General features: G+C 70.5%; 16 protein-coding genes. 10 read left to right on the forward strand and 6 right to left on the reverse strand.

Annotation, left to right across the window (positions count from 1 at the left end; translation table 11 throughout):
* Positions 1-48: 48 nt before the first annotated feature.
* Complete coding sequence (locus GA0115254_RS30085; RefSeq protein WP_093898428.1) at positions 49-732, forward strand: MerR family transcriptional regulator; 684 nt, start codon at positions 49-51, stop codon at positions 730-732.
* Positions 733-795: 63 nt separating this feature from the next.
* Here GA0115254_RS30085 and GA0115254_RS30090 read toward each other — a convergent pair whose 3' ends face one another.
* Positions 796-1,638 carry a siderophore-interacting protein gene (locus GA0115254_RS30090; RefSeq protein WP_093898429.1) on the reverse strand — a complete coding sequence of 281 codons (843 nt, stop codon included), beginning with the start codon at positions 1,636-1,638 and terminating at the stop codon, positions 796-798.
* Positions 1,639-1,684: 46 nt separating this feature from the next.
* On the reverse strand, positions 1,685-2,593 hold the full coding sequence (locus GA0115254_RS30095; protein ID WP_093898441.1) for a 5'-3' exonuclease: 909 nt from the start codon (positions 2,591-2,593) through the stop codon (positions 1,685-1,687).
* A gap of 334 nt (positions 2,594-2,927) precedes the next feature.
* Here GA0115254_RS30095 and GA0115254_RS30100 point away from each other — a divergent pair, with 334 nt between their 5' ends.
* The 4 genes from GA0115254_RS30100 (at position 2,928) to GA0115254_RS30115 (ending at position 8,048) form a co-directional block, all read left to right on the forward strand.
* Positions 2,928-3,992, forward strand: coding sequence for a quaternary amine ABC transporter ATP-binding protein (locus GA0115254_RS30100; protein WP_093898430.1), 1,065 nt, complete (start codon positions 2,928-2,930; stop codon positions 3,990-3,992).
* Positions 3,985-6,618 (forward strand): ABC transporter permease/substrate binding protein, encoded by a 2,634-nt coding sequence (locus tag GA0115254_RS30105; RefSeq protein WP_093898431.1) that lies wholly within the window; start codon positions 3,985-3,987, stop codon positions 6,616-6,618. Before GA0115254_RS30100 ends, GA0115254_RS30105 begins: the two co-directional genes overlap by 8 nt.
* A 161-nt stretch (positions 6,619-6,779) precedes the next feature.
* The gene (locus tag GA0115254_RS30110; protein WP_093898432.1) at positions 6,780-7,325 is read left to right on the forward strand and encodes a helix-turn-helix domain-containing protein; all 546 of its coding nucleotides are present in this window, start codon (positions 6,780-6,782) and stop codon (positions 7,323-7,325) included.
* Between the two features lie 15 nt (positions 7,326-7,340).
* Positions 7,341-8,048, forward strand: a complete 708-nt coding sequence (locus GA0115254_RS30115; protein WP_093898433.1) for a helical backbone metal receptor — start codon at positions 7,341-7,343, stop codon at positions 8,046-8,048.
* Here GA0115254_RS30115 and GA0115254_RS30120 read toward each other — a convergent pair.
* Positions 7,987-9,138 (reverse strand): TDT family transporter, encoded by a 1,152-nt coding sequence (locus GA0115254_RS30120; RefSeq protein ID WP_093898434.1) that lies wholly within the window; start codon positions 9,136-9,138, stop codon positions 7,987-7,989. The genes GA0115254_RS30115 and GA0115254_RS30120 overlap by 62 nt on opposite strands.
* Before the next feature lie 70 nt (positions 9,139-9,208).
* Here GA0115254_RS30120 and GA0115254_RS30125 point away from each other — a divergent pair, with 70 nt between their 5' ends.
* Positions 9,209-10,132 carry a LysR family transcriptional regulator gene (locus GA0115254_RS30125; RefSeq protein WP_093898435.1) on the forward strand — a complete coding sequence of 308 codons (924 nt, stop codon included), beginning with the start codon at positions 9,209-9,211 and terminating at the stop codon, positions 10,130-10,132.
* Positions 10,133-10,281: 149 nt separating this feature from the next.
* Here the strand turns inward: GA0115254_RS30125 and GA0115254_RS30130 are convergent, their stop codons facing one another.
* Positions 10,282-11,052 carry a gamma-glutamyl-gamma-aminobutyrate hydrolase family protein gene (locus tag GA0115254_RS30130; protein ID WP_093898442.1) on the reverse strand — a complete coding sequence of 257 codons (771 nt, stop codon included), beginning with the start codon at positions 11,050-11,052 and terminating at the stop codon, positions 10,282-10,284.
* 121 nt (positions 11,053-11,173) lie between these two features.
* Positions 11,174-11,869, reverse strand: a complete 696-nt coding sequence (locus tag GA0115254_RS30135; protein ID WP_093898443.1) for a FadR/GntR family transcriptional regulator — start codon at positions 11,867-11,869, stop codon at positions 11,174-11,176.
* 108 nt (positions 11,870-11,977) lie between these two features.
* Between GA0115254_RS30135 and GA0115254_RS30140 the strand changes: the two genes are divergently transcribed.
* The 4 genes from GA0115254_RS30140 to GA0115254_RS30155 are packed head-to-tail and all read left to right on the forward strand — an operon-like array spanning position 11,978 to position 15,888.
* Positions 11,978-13,345, forward strand: coding sequence for a glutamine synthetase family protein (locus GA0115254_RS30140; RefSeq protein ID WP_093898436.1), 1,368 nt, complete (start codon positions 11,978-11,980; stop codon positions 13,343-13,345).
* An 8-nt stretch (positions 13,346-13,353) separates the two neighbouring features.
* Positions 13,354-14,733: an aldehyde dehydrogenase family protein gene (locus tag GA0115254_RS30145; RefSeq protein ID WP_256102852.1), complete on the forward strand. Its 1,380-nt coding sequence runs from the start codon at positions 13,354-13,356 to the stop codon at positions 14,731-14,733.
* A 6-nt stretch (positions 14,734-14,739) separates the two neighbouring features.
* Positions 14,740-15,531 (forward strand): 3-oxoacyl-ACP reductase, encoded by a 792-nt coding sequence (locus GA0115254_RS30150; protein ID WP_093898437.1) that lies wholly within the window; start codon positions 14,740-14,742, stop codon positions 15,529-15,531.
* 9 nt (positions 15,532-15,540) lie between these two features.
* A complete protein-coding gene (locus GA0115254_RS30155) occupies positions 15,541-15,888 on the forward strand; it encodes a DUF2510 domain-containing protein (RefSeq protein ID WP_093898438.1) in 348 nt (115 codons plus the stop codon).
* A 2-nt stretch (positions 15,889-15,890) separates the two neighbouring features.
* On the opposite strand, the gene GA0115254_RS30160 is transcribed toward GA0115254_RS30155, so the two are convergent.
* Entirely contained in the window at positions 15,891-17,093 is a 1,203-nt protein-coding gene (locus tag GA0115254_RS30160; protein ID WP_093898439.1) for an amino acid deaminase/aldolase, read from the reverse strand.
* Between the last annotated feature and the right edge of the window lie 506 nt (positions 17,094-17,599).

A 17,599-nucleotide genomic window follows, 5' to 3' on the forward strand; every position in this document is an offset into this window, starting at 1 on the left:
TATCTATGATGGGTCGGGGGTTGGCAAGCGCGGAAGGAAGAACACGCGGTGCGTATCGGCGAGTTGAGTCGCAGGTCCGGGGTTCCGGTACCGACGATCAAGTTCTATGTACGTGAAGGGCTGCTGCCCGCCGGGCAGTTGACCAGCCCGAACCAGGCGAGTTACGACTCCGGCCATGAGCGCAGGCTGCGGCTGATCCGCGCCCTGCTGGATGTCGGCGGGCTCTCGCTCGCGGCCATCGGTGAGGTGCTCCGGGCGGTCGAGGACCCGGAGCAGCCGGTGCACAAGGTGCTGGGTGTCGCCGCGAAGCGTCTTACCCCGCTGCAGGGGGACGAGCCGGGGCCCGAGCTGGACGACGCCCGCGAAGAGGTGGCGGAGCTGGTGGCGCGACGCGGCTGGCGGGCCGAGGCGCACGGACCGGCCGGCGAGTGCCTGGCCGGGGTGATCGTCGCGCTGCGGAGGGCCGGGCACGGCGGGTTCGTCGAGCTGCTCGACGACTACGCGGCCGCCGCCGAACCGGTCGCACGGGCCGACCTCGACTATGTGGGGCGGCGGGTGGCGCGCGAGGACCTGGTGGAGAGCGTGGTCGTCGGCACGGTGCTGGGGGAGGCGATGTTCAGCGCACTGCGACGGCTCGCGCATACGGACGCGTCCGCGCGCGCGTACGACGGCGACGGCGAGGAGGGTCCGGGCGGCGGCGACGGGGCGGCGGTGCCCGCCGCCGGTGGATGAGCCGGTGCCCCGGGAACGTGTACGCCCCGGTCGGGGACCGGGGCGTACACGAGTGAGCCGGTGCTACGCCGCGCTCTCCTGCTCGCGCTCCACCTGTGCGTTCCACTCGCGCTTGACCGAGCGCCAGGCGTCGTCGTTCTGGCCGAGCCGCCAGTAGCCGGAGATGGACAGCTGGGAAAGCGGGATCTTGCGGTCCAGGCGCAGATGGCGGCGGATCTCCTTCACGAAGCCCGCCTCGCCGTGGATGAACGCCTGGACCTCGCCCGCCGGGAACTCCAGCTCCTTGACCGCGGCTGTCAGCGCCTCGCCGACCGGGCGCTCACCGCGGTGCAGCCAGGTCACCTCGACCCCGTCGGGCGCCACGATCTTCTGCTCCTCCGAGGCGTCCGCCACCTCGATGAACGCGTGCACCACCGCACCCGCCGGCATCTGCTCCAGGGCGGCGGCGATGGCCGGCAGAGCACTCTCGTCGCCGACCAGGAGGTGCCAGTCCGCCGAGGCGTCCGGGCCGTAGCCCCCGCCGGGGCCGAGGAAGGTCACCTGGTCACCCGCGACCGCCCGCATCGCCCAGGGCCCGGCGAGGCCCTCGTCGCCGTGGACCACGAAGTCGATGGCCAGCTCCCGGGTGACCGGATCCCAGGAGCGCACCGTGTAGGTGCGGGTGGTGGGCCACAGCTCCCGCGGCTGCTCCTCACGGATGCGGGCCATGTCGAACGGGTGCGCGTAGTCCGCACCCTCGGGAGCGAAGCAGAGTTTGACGTAGTGGTCGGTGAACCCGGAGAGTCCGAAGCCGGCGAGGCCGTCACCGCCGAGCACCACGCGCACCATGTGAGGGGTCATCTGCTCGGTGCGCAGAACGTGGGCCCCCTGCGCCTTGGGTGCCTGCCGTGCCGGTCGTTCTGCCACGAGGTTCTCCCTGCTCCGATTGCTTAGGCTTACCTAAGCTAGCACCTCAGTCGCGCAGTGTGGAGAGCAGGCGTTGCAGGGCGCCGCCCAGCCCCCACTGCTTCGCGAGGGCTTCGAGGGCGGCGGGATCGCGTGGCTCGGTGGGCAGCGCGGGATCGAACTCGGGCAGGGGTACGTCACCGGCGACGCGGACCACCTTCGGGGCGACGGCCACATAGTCCCGGGCCTCGTCGAGGCGCTTGCGCTGCGAGGGCGTCAGCCTGGCCGCCGGATCGTCCACCGCGGCCATGATCCCGGCCAGATCGCCGAAGGCGTCCAGCAGTTTCGCCGCCGTCTTCTCGCCGATGCCGGGAACGCCCGGCAGTCCGTCGCTCGGGTCGCCGCGCAGCAGGGCCAGATCGACATAGCCGGAGCCGTCCACCCCGTACTTCTCCCGCAGCCACGCCTCGTCCGTCAGCTGGAGCGAGCCGACCCCCTTCAGGGGGTAGAGCACCCGCACCCCGCGGGCGTCGTCGACCAGCTGATAGAGATCGCGGTCGCCGGTGACGATGTCCACAGGGCCGGTGGCCAGACCGGTGAGCGTGCCGATCACATCGTCCGCCTCGTAGTCCGCGACGCCGACCCGGGCGATGCCGAGCGCATCGAGGACGTCCTCGATGACCGGTACCTGCGGGGCCAGTGTGTCGGGGGTCTCCTCCTCGTCGGGCAGCCCCTCGGCGGTCTCCACCGCGACGCGGTGCGCCTTGTACGTAGGGATCAGCTCCACCCGCCAGTGCGGCCGCCAGTCCGCGTCCATGCAGGCGACCAGGTCGTCCGGCCGGTGGTCCTGCACCAGGCGCCCGATGAAGTCGAGCAGCCCGCGCACGGCGTTGACCGGGGTCCCGTCCGGGGCGCGCACCGAATCGGGAACCCCGAAGTAGGCGCGGTAGTAGAGGGAAGCGGTGTCGAGGAGCATCAGGCGTCGCGTCACACCCCGATGATGCCGCACCCCACCGACACCGGCCGTCGCGGACACCGGGGCGAGCGGGCGAGCCCCCGGCGGCGGCCGCTCATGGGTGACCTGAATCACTCTTGTGTTTGGCTCGTGTAAGTGAGGGCAGGCGCGCAGCCGGAGCGGATCACGTAGCAGTTTCAACCAGTGCACGTGTCATGCGGACCGAATCCGCGCTGCTCCACGGTCTGCCGGAGGGGGTGGCAGACCGTTTTTCGGTTCAACCCGCGAGGTGTATGTGTCAAGGCTGCAAGCTGAGCACTTGTACAAAGTGTTCGGCAGACGACCCGATCAAGCCGTGCAGAAGCTCGAAGGCGGCGCCGACCGCGACGAGCTGCGCGCCGACGGAACGACCGCAGCGGTGATCGACGCCTCGTTCACCGTCGAACCGGGACAGATCTTCGTCGTGATGGGTCTGTCCGGGTCCGGAAAGTCCACGTTGCTGCGCATGCTCAACGGACTTCTGGAGCCCACAGCCGGACGCGTGCTGTTCGACGGCCAGGACCTGACCGCCCTGAGCCCCGCAGAACTGCGCCATGTCCGTTCCTCCAAGATCAGCATGGTGTTCCAGCACTTCGCGCTCTTCCCTCACCGGAGCGTGCTGGAGAACGCCGCGTACGGCCTCGAAGTGCAGGGTGTGCCGCGCGCCGAGCGCGAGAAGCGCGCCGCCGAGGCGCTGGAGCTGACCGGCCTCGCCGGCTGGGAGAAGTCCTGGCCCGACGAGCTGTCCGGCGGTATGCAGCAGCGTGTCGGCCTGGCCCGCGCTCTGGCCACCGATGCCGACCTGCTGCTGATGGACGAGTCCTTCAGCGCGCTCGACCCGCTGATCCGCCGCGACATGCAGGACCAGCTGCTCGAACTGCAGAAGCGCCTGAAGAAGACCATCGTCTTCATCACCCACGACCTCAACGAGGCCATGCGCCTCGGCGACCGTATCGCCGTGATGCGCGACGGGAAGATCGTCCAGCTCGGCACCGCCGAGGACATCCTCGTCACCCCGGCCAACGACTACGTCGCCTCCTTCACCCAGGACGTCGACCGCACCCGGGTGCTGACCGCGGGCGCCATCATGGCCGAACCGCACACCGTCATGGGCACCAGCACGGACGACGGCGAGGAACTGCGTACCGCGGACGACGTCCTCGGAGCCGCCCCGGCCACCGTCACCGAGTCCACGCCGATCATCGAGCTCTTCACACCCTGCTCGCAGAGCGGAGTCGCGGTCGCCGTGACGGACGCCGAGGGCAAGCTCGTCGGTGTCGTACCGCGCGCCCGGCTGCTCGCCGTCCTCGGTGAGCCGATGAGCCCCGCCGAGGCCCCGCAGAACGTCACGACCACCGCGAAGAAGGTGGCCAATGTTTAGACTTCCTCTCGGTGACTGGGTCGACTCCGCGGTCGACTGGCTGCAGACCCACCTGTCCTGGCTGTTCGACGCGATCAGCTCGATCGTCAGCGGCATGTTCGACGGCATAGCTGCCGTGCTCTCCGCCCCCGCACCGCTGCTCTTCGCGGGCATCGTCGCCGTCGTCGCCTGGTGGCTGCGCGGTCTGCTCGCGGGTGTGCTCGCCTTCGTCGGCTTCGCCGTCATCGACTCCGTCGAGCTGTGGGACGAAGCGATGGACACCCTCACCCTGGTGCTCGTCGCCACGATCATCGCGCTGGTACTGGCCGTACCGCTGGGCATCTGGGCGTCCCGCTCCAAGACCGTCAGCGCGGTGACCCGGCCGGTCCTGGACTTCATGCAGACCATGCCCGCCATGGTCTATCTGATCCCGGGCGTCATCTTCTTCGGCGTCGGCGTGGTCCCCGGCATCATCGCCACCATCATCTTCTCGCTGCCCCCGGGTGTCCGGATGACCGAGCTCGGCATCCGCCAGGTCGACGCCGAACTCGTCGAGGCGGCCGAGGCATTCGGCACCACTCGGCGCAACACCCTGCTGCGGGTGCAGCTGCCGCTCGCCCTGCCCACGATCATGGCGGGCATCAACCAGGTCATCATGCTGGGCCTGTCCATGGTGGTCATCGCCGGCATGGTCGGCGGCGGCGGCCTCGGCGGCGCCGTCTACCGCGCCATCGGCAACGTCGACGTGGGCCTCGGTTTCGAGGCCGGTATCTCCATCGTCATCGTGGCGATGTACCTGGACCGGATGACCAGCGCGCTCGGCCGCGAGGTCTCCCCGCTCGCCCGCCGTGCCCTCGCCAGGGCGCAGTCGATGGCCGGCGGACTGAAGGTCTGGAACCACCGTCCGCAGCCGGTCGTCGCGGTCGTCGGCATCGTCGTTCTCGCACTCGTCGCGGGCGGCATGGGCCTCTTCGGCTCCTCCGGCTCGGACAAGGCCACCGCCGCAGACGGCTCGAAGATCGGTGCGGGCAAGAAGATCAGCATGGGCTACATCCCATGGGACGAGGGCATCGCCTCCACCTACCTGTGGAAGGAGATGCTGGAGCGGCAAGGCTTCCAGGTCGACGTCAAGCAGTACGAGGCCGGTGCGCTCTACACCGGTATGGCCAACGGCCAGATCGACTTCGAGACCGACTCCTGGCTTCCGGTCACCCACGCCAGCTACTGGAAGAAGTACCAGGACCGCCTGGAGGACATCGGCTCCTGGTACGGCCCCACCTCGCTGGAGCTGGCCGTCCCGTCGTACATGAAGGACGTTCGGTCGCTGGACGACCTCAAGGGCAGGTCCTCGCAGTTCAAGGGCCGGATCGTCGGCATCGAGCCGAGCGCCGGTGAGATGGGCCTGCTCAAGGACAAGATCCTGCCGGGCTACGGCCTGGACAAGGAATACAAGGTCGTCGACGGCTCCACGCCGTCGATGCTGGCCGAGCTGAAGCGCGCGTACGCCAAGAAGGAACCGATCGTCGTCCCGCTCTGGTCGCCGCACTGGGCGTACAACCAGTTCGAACTGACCAAGCTCAAGGACCCCAAGAACCTCTGGGGCAAGGGCGACGGCATCCACACCCTGGCCCGCAAGGGCTTCTCCGCGGACAATCCCGAGGTCGGCGCCTGGCTCAAGAACTTCAAGATGAGCGAGGACCAGCTCACCAGCCTCGAGGCAGAGATCCAGAAGGCCGGCTCCGGCAACGAGCAGGAGGCCGTCCGCACCTGGCTGAAGGCCAACCCGGGCGTCGCCGAGAAGTGGACCCCCGTCGCCAAGGACAAAACGTCCAAGAACGCGGGCGGCAAGGACGAGCGCGACCGCGCCGTCGAGATGGCCTGGTTCCCCTGGGAGGAGGACATCGCCGCCACGTACCTGTGGAAGGCGGTCCTGGAGGAGCGCGGCTACAAGATCAACCTCAAGCAGTTCGAGGTCGGCCCGATGTACACCGCGATGTCCCGTGGCCAGATCGATGTGCAGTTCGACGGCTGGCTGCCCTACACCCAGAAGAACTACTGGACCAAGTACGGCTCGCAGCTGACCGACATCGGTTCGTGGTACGGCCCGACCTCGATCGAGGTCGCGGTGCCCTCGTACGTGAAGGACGTCAAGTCCCTTGCCGACCTCAAGGGCAAGTCCTCGCAGTTCAAGGGCCGGATCGTCGGCATCGAGCCGGGTACCGCCACGATGGAGAACCTCAAGAAGAACGTGCTGCCGGCCTACGGCCTGGACAAGGAGTACAAGGTCGTCGACTCCTCGACGCCCGGCATGCTCGCCGAGCTCAAGCGCGCGTACGCCAAGAAGGAGCCCATTGCCGTGCTGCTCTGGACGCCGCACTGGGCGTACAACGAGTACGGCATGACCAAGCTGGAGGACCCGGAGAAGGCCTTCGGCAACGGTGACCGCCTGCACACCATTGCCGGCAAGGACTTCCCGAAGCAGTACCCGCAGCTGACGAAGTGGTTCAAGAACTTCAAGCTGAGCGAGGACCAGCTCGCCGGCCTGGAGAACCAGATCCAGAAGCGCGGTACCGGCCATGAGGAAGAGGCCGTGAAGGCCTGGATGGAGAAGAACCCGGGCATCGCGGACAAGATGGCTCCGCAGTAGGTCTCTTGCAGGGCCTGTGAAAGGGAAGGGGTGGGCGCCGCCGTCGGCGGGCCCGCCCCTTCCGGCTGTCCGGAAGACGTTCATCAACCGGGCGACCTTGCGCAACCGCATGCGTAATGTGCTGGCAGCCGGAAGGATGGCGAGTCGGGAGGGAGCCGGACATGGACGACAAGGAAGCACTCCGCGTGGGCGCCGCGGTTCGCCGACGGCGCAGATCCCTGGGGCTCACACTGGCCGCGGTCGCGAGCCGCAGTGGTCTGTCCGTGCCGTTCCTCAGCCAGATCGAGAACGAGCGGGCCCGGCCCAGCGCCCGGTCGCTGGACCGGGTGGCCGAAGCCCTGGAGACCACCACGGCGCGGCTGCGCGCCGCCGCGGACTCGGCGCGCGCCGTCGATGTCGTACGGGCGGGCGAGGGCGACGGGGTACGCCGGGTGGTGCGCGGACGCCACCAGCTCAGCGCCCTGGAGTTCACCGGTGAACTCGACCTCAGGCGCGAGTTCCAGCACCGCAACGACGAAGTGATGTACGTGGTGCGGGGCGCCGCGGAGGTGGAGGCCGAAGGGCAGGCGCACCGGCTGGAGCAGGGCGACACACTTTTTCTGTCCGGCGGAGTGCGGCACCGCTGGCGGGCCACGATGCCCGGTACGCGGCTGCTGGTCGTCGCGGTCGCCGAGCACATCGACGCCACCTTCGACCCGCGTCGCTGAGAGGGGTCTCCCACCGTGCGTGTCGTCTCCCTGGTCCCCTCGCTCACCGAGGCTGTCGCCGTCACCGCCCCCGGCCTGCTGGTCGGCGTCACCGACTGGTGCACCCACCCGGCCGGTCTGACCGCCGCCCGTATCGGCGGCACCAAGAATCCCGACGTGGCCGCGGTCGTCGCGCTCCGGCCCGATCTCGTCGTCGCCAACCAGGAGGAGAACCGCGAACCCGACCTCGCGGCCCTCAGGGCCGCCGGGATCGAGGTGCTCGTCACCGATGTCCGGACCCTCGACCAGGCGTTCGAGGAACTGGAACGGGTCCTGGTCACCGCCTGCGGCGGGGCCAGGCCGCGCTGGCTGGACGAGGCCGAGGCCGCCTGGGCCGCGCTCCCGCCACCCCGCGCCCCGCGCCGTGCGGTCGTGCCCGTCTGGCGCAGGCCCTGGATGGTGCTGGGCCGCGACACCTTCGCCGGAGATCTGCTGGCCAGGCTGGGCGTGGAGAACGTCTACGCGGACCACGCCGAGCGCTATCCCCGCATCCCGCTCGACGAACTCAACACGGCGGGCGCCGATCTGGTCGTCCTGCCCGACGAGCCGTACCGCTTCACCGCGGACGACGGGCCCGAAGCGTTCCCCGCACTGCCCGCCGCACTCGTCGACGGGCGGTTCCTCACCTGGTACGGGCCGTCACTGGCGCAGGCGCCTGCGGCGCTGCGAGCAGCGCTCCGCTGAGCAGCCCGCGCAGTGTCCGCACCCCGGCCACCGCCCATGCCGTCACCAGCAGTACGTACAGCGCGACGGCCAGCCAGGTGTACGCCGTGAGACCGGTGTGCCGGGCCAGACCCGCGGCGCCCGTGACACACGTACCGACCGGGAAGGTGAAGCCCCACCACGTCATGCTGAAGGTCATGCCGTTCCGTACGGCGCGCACCACCAGCGCGAGGGCCAGCGCCAGCCACATCAGCGCGAAGCCCATCACCGGCACCCCGTACAGCACGGCGAACGCCTCGAACCCCGAGGCATACGGCGCCGGGATCGCCCCGGGCGCCACATCGGCGAGCTGATTGACCGCGGTCGTCGACTGGCCCAGCGGGCCGAGGACCAGGAACAGCGTGGGCGTCAGCGCGAGCGGCAGCGGGCCCTGGTGGACGAGCCGGGCGAAGATCAGCGGCAGCATCACCAGCGTGGCCAGCAGACTCAGACCGAACATCGCGTAGCAGGCCAGCAGCATCGCCTCCTGCCACTGACCGGCGGGCAGCTCCGGCACCAGCAGCGGACCGAGCGCCGCGGAGACCATCGGGGCCACCACCGGCAGCAGCCACACCGGCGACGCGGTGCCGGGCTCCACCCGGTGGCGCACGACCATCAGGTACGGAATCGCGACGGCGGCGGCCAGACCGATCACCGTGCCCGCCGTGTACAGCACCACATCCAGTGCCAGGGCAGCCCGGTGCCCGATGACGTCCCGGCCGACCACCATCGACGAGCCGCCGACGGCCAGCAGCGCCATCGAGAGACAGCCGTAGAACGGGGCGACGGCGGGGTCGAGCAGATGGGTGCGGGCCTGGTCGCGATGGGCGAGCCAGTGCCCGGTACGGGCCGTGAGAACCGCGGCGAGCATGATCGTCGCGAGCGCCCACACCGCCGTGCAGGCACCCCGCAGTCCCGGGACGTGCACGGGCAGCGCGACACCCGCGCTCGCGACGATCGCGGTGCCCATGACGGTCGCGTACCAGTTGGGGCCGACGTATCGCAGATGGGGCAGCCGCGGGGCGGCTGAATACGGGGCTGGGAACTGCTGCGTCTGCGAAAAGATGGCCATGCCACGATTTTCGTGGCGCGGACCGGGCCCCACCAGGGACTCCATGTCTATGAGGTCATAAGGTGGCTTTATGACCGGTGAAGAACATGTTCCCCTCTCCCACCGGGTCCCCGACCTCGGTGCGCTGGAGCTGCTGCTCGCCGTCGCCCGGCACGGCAGCCTGGGGCGCGCGGCACAGGACGTCGGCGTCAGCCAGCCCGCGGCCAGCAGCCGCATCCGGTCGATGGAACGGCAGCTCGGCCTGGCCCTGCTGGACCGCTCGCCGCGCGGCTCCCGGCTCACCGACGCGGGCGCGCTGGTCACCGACTGGGCGCGCAGGATCGTCGAGGCGGCCGAGGCATTCGACGCGGGCGCGCAGGCGCTGCGCGACCGGCGGGACTCCCGGCTGCGGGTGGCCGCTTCCATGACCATTGCCGAATACCTGCTGCCGGGCTGGCTGATAGCGCTGCGTGCCGAACGGCCGGACACCGCGGTCTCGCTGCTTGCCGGAAACTCGGCGGCGGTCGCGGGGCGGCTGCTCGTCGGCGAGGCCGACCTCGGATTCGTGGAGGGCCTGTCCGTGCCGGAAGGGCTCGACGGCACGGTCATCGCCCATGACCGCCTGGTCGTCGTGGTCGCCCCGTCCCACGCGTGGGCCCGCCGACGTACGCCCCTGACCCCGCAGGAACTGGCAGCGACCCCGCTGATCCTGCGCGAGCACGGCTCCGGCACCCGCCAGGTCCTGGACGCGGCCCTCGCCGTGCACGGCGGCCTCGCCCAGCCACTGCTCGAACTCTCCTCGACGACCGCGGTGAAGGGAGCGGCGGAGAGCGGGGCGGGACCGTGCGTGCTGAGCGAACTGGCGCTGGGCGAGGAGTTGTCCTCCAGACGCCTGGTCAAGATTCCGGTCGCCGGGGTGCGGCTGAGGCGCCAGCTGCGCGCGGTATGGCCCTCGGGCCACCGTCCGACGGGGCCGGCGCGCGATCTGCTGTCGCTGACGGGGCGGGACACGTAGCGGGGACTCCCCTGTCCGGCCCGCGCGTCGGTTCTCCTGCTGACGCCTCTTTCGACGACGCCGCTCCCCGAGGCCGCCGGCACCCGTGAGGAAGGTGCTGGAGATCTCGGCCGGGCTCGCGACGCCCGGCCAAGACCTTCAGCACCCTCCTAGGGCCGCAAGCGCTCGCGGGCCCCCGTGGTCCGCGGCGGTGCGAGGTCGTCGGACGACGTGCGGGCCGGGATCGGCCGGGCCGTCGATGCCGACACCAGTGCCTGCATCAGCCGTGGGTCGTCGCCCATCTCCGGATGCCACTGCACCCCGAGCACCCACTGCGGCCCGGGCAGTTCGATCGCCTCGACCGTGCCGTCCGCCGCGTGCGCCGAAGCCACGAGTCCCGGTGCGAGCCGCTGCACGCACTGGTGGTGGTAGGTCGGGACGGCCGACTCCCCCGGCACGATCGCCGCGCAGAGCGTTCCCGGCACGGGTTTCACCGGGTGTGCGCCGAGGATTCCCGTCGCGCCCAGCGGGCCGGTGTGCCCGTCGAGGTGCTGGGTCAGGGTGCCGCCGAGCGCCACATTGAGCAGCTGCATACCGCGGCAGATGCCGAGCAGCGGCGTACCGGACTCCAACGCGGCCCTGATCAGGGCCAGCTCCCAGGCATCGCGCTCCTGTGCGGGGGGACCGGTCCTGAAGTCGCGCTCCGCGCCGTACAACCCAGGGTCCACATCGGCGCCGCCCGCGACGACGAGGCCGTCCAGCCGCGCGACCGCGGCCCCGGCCCGGGCGGGGTCGTCCGGCGGGAGCAGGGCGGCCAGGCCGCCGGCCTGCTGGACCATTCGCGGGTAGGCGGCCGGAAGGAGGGCGGCGGGCAGTTCCCAGACACCCCAGCGGGCCACGGGTTCCAGATAGGTGGAGACGCCGATGAGAGGTTCGGACACGGGGCGGTCCCTCCGGTCGGCCGCCTGTGCGGGCGGGCTCGGTTCCATGGTTTCAATGGTGGCAGAGAATACCTTTACGTATCCGGAGGCTGTCACCGAAGCGGAACCGGTGGCACCTCGCTCAGGCCAGGAATCCGCGCAACAGCGCGGCCGTACCCGCACAGTGCTCGCGCATCACCGCGCGCGCGGCCTCCGCGTCCCCGTCGAGAACCGCCTCCACGAGACTCGTGTGCTGATGCTGCGAATGCTCCAGGTTTCGCACGAGCAGCGGTATGCAGTCCAGCAGGTCGTTCACGGTGGCCCGGACGGCCGCGTACTGCGCTGTCAGGGACGCGGAGCCGGAGAGTTCCGCCAGGGTCAGATGGAACAGGGTGTCGCGCCTGCGGTAGTCGGGCAGAGGTGCTTCGTGAGTCGCCGCCAGAGCCGTACGCAGCCGGTCCGCGCCCTCGTCCGTCAGCCCCTGCGCGGCACACAGTCCGGCCGCCCCGGCCTCCAGCACCTCGCGGAAGCGCAGCACGTCCTCGAGGTCGACCGACTCCACCTTCCGGCGCAGTTCGTCCTCGCCGGGGCTGCCGGTGCGGGGGAGCACGAACGTGCCGCCGTACCGCCCACGCCTGCTCTCCACCAGGCCCTGGTCCTGCAGGACCTTCAGCACCTCGCGCAGCGTGACCCGGCTGATCCCCAGCAGCTCGGCCAGCTCGCGCTCGGCCGGCAGCCGCCCGCCGCCGGGCACCAGCCCGAGCCTGACCACCTGGAGGATCTGTTCCAGCGCCTCCTCGAAGCCGTTCCCCGCCCGGACGGGCCGCAGTACGGGCATCAGGCGGTCGGTGAACCCGCTTTCCTCGGCCACGTCCCGTTCCCCTTCACAATTAATGGTTTTCTCGCATACCTTAAACCTTCCGGCTGACCGAAGGAGGAGTATCCCGTGGCAGACCGAACACCACCGCTGGGGATCGAGGAGCTGCGCGTCCTCGTCAGAAGCGGTGAGATCGACACCGTCGTCCTCGCCTTCCCCGATATGCAGGGACGGCTGCAGGGCAAACGGTTCGCTGCCCGCTTCTTCCTCGACGAGGTCGTGGAGCACGGCACCGAGGGATGCAACTATCTGCTCGCCGTCGACACCGACATGAACACCGTCGACGGATTCGAGATGTCCTCCTGGGAGCGCGGCTACGGCGACTTCGCCATGCACGCCGACCTCTCCACCCTGCGCCTGGTGCCGTGGAACGAGGGCACGGCCATGGTCATGGCCGACCTCACCCAGGAGGACGGCTCGCCCGTCGCCGCCGCGCCCCGCCGGATCCTGGGCCGCCAGCTGGAACGCCTGGCCGAGCACGGCTACACGGCCCATGTCGGCACCGAGCTCGAATTCATCGTCTTCAAGGACACCTACGAACAGGCATGGGACCGCAACTACCGCGATCTGACCCCGGCCAATCAGTACAACGTCGACTACTCCGTCCTCGGCACCGGCCGCGTGGAGCCGCTGCTGCGCCGTATCCGTAACGAAATGGCCGCCGCGGGTCTCACCGTCGAGTCCGCGAAGGGCGAGTGCAACCCCGGCCAGCACGAGATCGTGTTCCGTTACGACGAGGCCCTGGTCACCTGTGACCAGCACGCCGTCTACAAGACCGGCGCCAAGGAGATCGCCGCCCAGGAGGGCGTCGCACTCACCTTCATGGCCAAGTTCAACGCGCGCGAGGGCAACTCCTGCCACATCCATCTCTCGCTCCGGTCCACCGACGAGGCCGGGCACAGCGTCATGGCGGGCGAGGACGGCGGCATGTCCCCGGTGATGCGCCACTTCCTCGCCGGACAACTGGCCGCCCTGCGCGATTTCTCCCTCCTCTACGCACCGAACATCAACTCCTACAAACGCTTCCAGCCGGGCTCCTTCGCCCCGACTGCCGTCGCCTGGGGCCACGACAACCGCACCTGCTCGCTCCGCGTCGTCGGCCACGGCCGCTCGATGCGCTTCGAGAACCGGCTGCCCGGCGGTGACGTCAACCCGCACCTCGCCGTCGCCGGACTGATCGCAGCGGGCATCCACGGCATCGAAAAGGGCCTCGAACTCCCCGAGCCGTGCGGGAGCAACGCCTACACCGCCGACTACGACCACGTCCCCACCACGCTGCGCGAGGCCGCCGAACTCTGGGAGAGGAGCGAAATCGCCAGGGCGGCCTTCGGCGACGACGTCGTCGCGCACTACCGCAACATGGCCCGCGTCGAACTCGAAGCCTTCGACGCCGCAGTGACCGACTGGGAGCTCCGCCGCTCCTTCGAACGCCTGTGAGGCACCCCGTGACCACGCCCGACCACCCGGTGGAACACCACGTACTCAACCCGGCGACCGAAGAACTCCTCGCCACCGTCCCGTCCACCACCGCTGCCGAGGTCGACGCGGCAGTCGTCCGGGCCGCGGCCGCCCAGCGAACCTGGGCCGCCCTCGCCCCCGCCGACCGCGCCAGGCTGCTGCGCCGCTTCGCCACCGCCGTCGACGGCGAAGCCGAACAGCTGGCCCGGCTGGAGGTCCAGGAGGCCGGCCACACCCTCGGCAACGCCCGCTGGGAAGCGGCCAACGTCCGCGATCTGCTCGACTACGCCGCCGGGGGAGTGGAACGGCTCGCCGGCCGGCAGATCCCGGTCCCCGGCGGACTCGACATCACCCTCCTCGAACCCCTCGGCGTCATCGGCGTGATCGCACCGTGGAACTTCCCCATGCCGATCGCCGCCTGGGGCCTCGCCCCCGCCCTCGCCGCCGGGAACGCCGTACTCCTCAAGCCCGCCGAGACGACCCCCCTCACCGCTCTGCGGCTGGCCCGGCTCGCCCTGGACGCGGGGCTTCCCGACCACGTCCTCCAAGTGCTGCCGGGTGCGGGCGATGTGACCGGAAACGCCCTGGTCGAGCACCCCGGCGTCGCCAAGATCGTCTTCACCGGCTCCACCCGGGTCGGCAAGCAGATCATGGCCAAGTGTGCCGACCGCGTGAAGCGGCTCACCCTCGAACTCGGTGGCAAGAGCCCCAACATCGTCTTCGCCGACGCCGACATCGAGGCAGCCGCAGCCGCCGCACCCATGGCGTTCCTGGACAACGCCGGCCAGGACTGCTGCGCCCGCACCCGCATCCTGGTCCAGCGATCCGCGTACGACCGCTTCCTGGAACTGCTCGCCCCCGCTATCGAATCGGTCGTGGTGGGTGACCCGTTCGACGAGAACACCCGGATGGGCCCGCTGATCTCCCGGGCGCAACTGGAACGGGTGCGGAGTTACGTCCCCGAGGACGCGACCGCCCTCAGCGGCAAAGCACCCGAAGGGCCCGGCTTCTGGTTCCCGCCGACCGTCCTCACCGACGCCCGCCCGGACTCACCCGTCGCCACCGAAGAGGTATTCGGGCCGGTCGCCGTCGTTCTTCCCTTCGAGGACGAGGCCGACGCCGTCCGGCTCGCCAACGCGACGCAGTACGGCCTCGCGGGGTCGATCTGGACCCGCGACGTGGGCCGCGCACTGCGCGTCTCGCAGTCGGTCCGGGCCGGGAACCTCTCCGTCAACTCCCACTCCAGCGTCCGCTACTGGACCCCGTTCGGCGGCTACAAACAGTCCGGACTCGGCCGCGAACTCGGCCCCGACGCGCTTGCCGCATTCACCGAAACCAAGAACGTCTTCATCAGTACGGAGGCCTGAGCCAGCATGACCACCACCGACAGCGAGAACATCTGCCGCCGCCTGGTCGGCCGCACCGCCGTCATCACCGGAGCCGCCAGCGGCATCGGTTTGGCCACCGCACGCAGGCTGGCGTCGGAGGGCGCCCATGTCGTCTGCGGCGACATCGACGAGAACGCGGGCAAGGCCGCGGCCGAGGAGGCCGGCGGCACGTTCGTGCGCGTCGACGTCACCGACCCCGAACAGGTCGAGGCGCTCTTCAGGACCGCGTTCGACACCTACGGCTCCGTCGACATCGCCTTCAACAACGCGGGCATCTCCCCGCCCGACGACGACTCCATCCTCACCACGGGACTGGAGGCATGGAAGCGCGTCCAGGACGTCAACCTCACCTCCGTCTACCTCTGCTGCAAGGCCGCGCTGCCCTACATGCGCCGCCAGCGCCGCGGCTCGATCATCAACACCGCGTCCTTCGTCGCGATCCTGGGAGCGGCCACCAGCCAGATCTCCTACACCGCGTCCAAGGGCGGCGTCCTCGCCATGTCCCGCGAACTCGGTGTGCAGTTCGCCCGCGAAGGCATCCGGGTCAACGCGCTGTGCCCGGGACCGGTCAACACCCCACTGCTCCAGGAGCTGTTCGCCAAGGACCCGGAACGCGCGGCCCGCAGGCTCGTGCACATCCCGGTCGGGCGGTTCGCCGAAGCCACGGAGATCGCGGCAGCCGTCGCCTTCCTCGCGAGCGACGACTCCTCGTTCGTGAACGCCACCGACTTCCTCGTCGACGGCGGTATCTCGGGGGCGTACGTCACACCGCTCTAGAGTGGTGGGATGAGCGACGCGACACCGCCCGGCCGGTATCCGGACGCCGCGACACCGGGCACCGAGCGGTGGTGGGACGGTAGGGCATGGACCGCGCATACCCGCCCGATCGCCCCCGTAGCCCAGCAGTTGGGGCCGCCCGAGCCGGTCGCGAACGCGGACGGGAACGGCGGCAGCGGCAGTGCGGCGACCGGTGGCGGCACCCGGATCGTCGCGCTCGCCGTGGCCGGGCTGGTCGTCGTCGGCGCAGCCGTCACCGGAACCGTACTGCTGGGCAGGGGTGACGGCGCCGAGGCGATCCGGCCGATCGACGACAGCGGGGCGAGCGGCGGGGTGGGCAGCTCCGTGGCTCCCTGAGCTCACAGGAACGTACGGCCCTCGCCGCGGTACGTCGGCACGGTCGCTGTCACCCGGTCACCCTCGATCAGCTGCAACTCGTCGAAGCGTTCGCACAGTTCACCGGCCTTCGCGTGCCGGAACCACACCTTGTCGCCGATCAGCAGATCGTCGGCCGGGGCGCCGAGCAGCGGGGTCTGTACCTCGCCCGGCCCCTCCTGCGCGTCGTAGCGCAGTCCCTCCGGCAGATACGGGACGGGCAGCCGGTCCGCACCCGCGGGCCCGGACGCCGGATAGCCGCCACCGAGGACCGTCACCACACCCACACCCGGCCGGCGCACCACAGGCTGGGCGAACAGCGCCGCCGGACGCGCCGTGAACGACGTGTAGTTGTCGAACAGCCGCGGTACGTAGAGCCCCGATCCGGCCGCGATCTCGGTCACCGCGCGCTCCGCCGCGGTGTGCTGCACACTGCCGGTGCCGCCGCCGTTCACGAACTCCAGGCCCGGCGCCACCGCGCGTACCGCCCGCACGACCTCGGCCCGCCGGGCGGCCAGTTCCTTGCGGCCCGCGGCCTGCATCAGCCGGATCGCCCTGGAGCGCAGCGGCCGTCCCGCGACCGAATCCCCGACCCCTGCGATATGACCCTCGTACGCCATCAGACCCACCAGCCGGAAGCCGGGCCTGCGCGCCACCGAGCGTGCCAGTTCGGCCAGTTGGGCGGGGGAGCGCAGTGGTGAACGCAGGGCGCCGATCCTGACCCGTCCGCCGAGCAGCCGCAGCGAGGTGTCCAGCTCCAGACAGACCCGGATCTCCTCGCGGCCACCGGCCCGTGCCACGTCGATCAGCTCCAGCTGTGCGTGATCGTCCACCATCACCGTCACGGCGGCGGCCAGTTTCGGATCGGCCGCCAGCTCCGCGAAGGCGGACCGGTCGGCCGACGGATAGGCCAGCAGTACGTCGTCGAAACCGGCCCGCGCCAGCCACAGCGACTCGGCCAGGGTGAACGACATGATCCCGGCGAACCCGGGCCGTGCGAGCACCCGCTCCAGCAGGGCCCGACAGCGCACGGACTTGCTCGCCACCCGGATCGGTTTCCCCGCGGCCCGGCGGACGAGGTCGTCGGCATTGGCATCGAACGCATCGAGATCGACGATGGCGATCGGGGCGTCCAGATGAGCGGTGGCCCGGTCGTAACGGGTCCGGTCAGCAGCGCGGGCAGTCATGGCCGCAGCTTGCCAGACGGCCGTACCGCTGGGTAGGGGGATGATCTGTGCAGATCGTCCAGGGGCAGACGTCCCGCTCCCACCGGGGCCGTTCCACCCCGTAGAGTGACGGGCACGCGGCAACCAACGGGCCTGCCTGTGACGTCGATCCGCGCGCGGTACGGAAGAGGACCAGGGGGGCGGATGAGTACCGAGGCGCAGCGCGCTCCTGTCCCGCCCCGCCCCACGACCCCTCCACCGGAGCCCGCGCACCCCGCGCAGACCCCTTCCGCGACCTCCGCGAGCGTGCCCGCTCCGCCCCGCCCGAAGACCTCACCGCCCGCAGCGCCGGCGCCGATTCCCGGTCCGGCGGCGCCGGTGGGACCTGCCGCCCCGGTATCGATGCCCGGACCTCAGCCGCAGGTGCCGGACCCGAAGCCGGTCGCGCACCCTCGGCCGACGCGCGACTCAGCAGTCCCGCCCGTGGAGACCACAGCGCGGCTCCGGCCCGTGCCGTCGGCGCCCGC

Origin of the sequence: Streptomyces sp. Ncost-T10-10d, assembly GCF_900091955.1 — a bacterium.
Classification (GTDB): Bacteria; Actinomycetota; Actinomycetes; order Streptomycetales; family Streptomycetaceae; genus Streptomyces.

Excerpts from the sequence above, each read along its gene's own strand:
- GA0115254_RS30150 (WP_093898437.1), top strand. The coding sequence starts at position 14,740 with ATGACCACCACCGACAGCGAGAACATCTGCCGCCGCCTGGTCGGCCGC.
- GA0115254_RS30135 (WP_093898443.1), bottom strand. The coding sequence starts at position 11,869 with ATGCCCGTACTGCGGCCCGTCCGGGCGGGGAACGGCTTCGAGGAGGCG.
- GA0115254_RS30120 (WP_093898434.1), bottom strand. The coding sequence starts at position 9,138 with ATGGCCATCTTTTCGCAGACGCAGCAGTTCCCAGCCCCGTATTCAGCC.
- GA0115254_RS30125 (WP_093898435.1), top strand. The coding sequence starts at position 9,209 with ATGACCGGTGAAGAACATGTTCCCCTCTCCCACCGGGTCCCCGACCTC.
- GA0115254_RS30105 (WP_093898431.1), top strand. The coding sequence starts at position 3,985 with ATGTTTAGACTTCCTCTCGGTGACTGGGTCGACTCCGCGGTCGACTGG.
- GA0115254_RS30155 (WP_093898438.1), top strand. The coding sequence starts at position 15,541 with ATGAGCGACGCGACACCGCCCGGCCGGTATCCGGACGCCGCGACACCG.
- GA0115254_RS30160 (WP_093898439.1), bottom strand. The coding sequence starts at position 17,093 with ATGACTGCCCGCGCTGCTGACCGGACCCGTTACGACCGGGCCACCGCT.
- GA0115254_RS30095 (WP_093898441.1), bottom strand. The coding sequence starts at position 2,593 with ATGCTCCTCGACACCGCTTCCCTCTACTACCGCGCCTACTTCGGGGTT.
- GA0115254_RS30110 (WP_093898432.1), top strand. The coding sequence starts at position 6,780 with ATGGACGACAAGGAAGCACTCCGCGTGGGCGCCGCGGTTCGCCGACGG.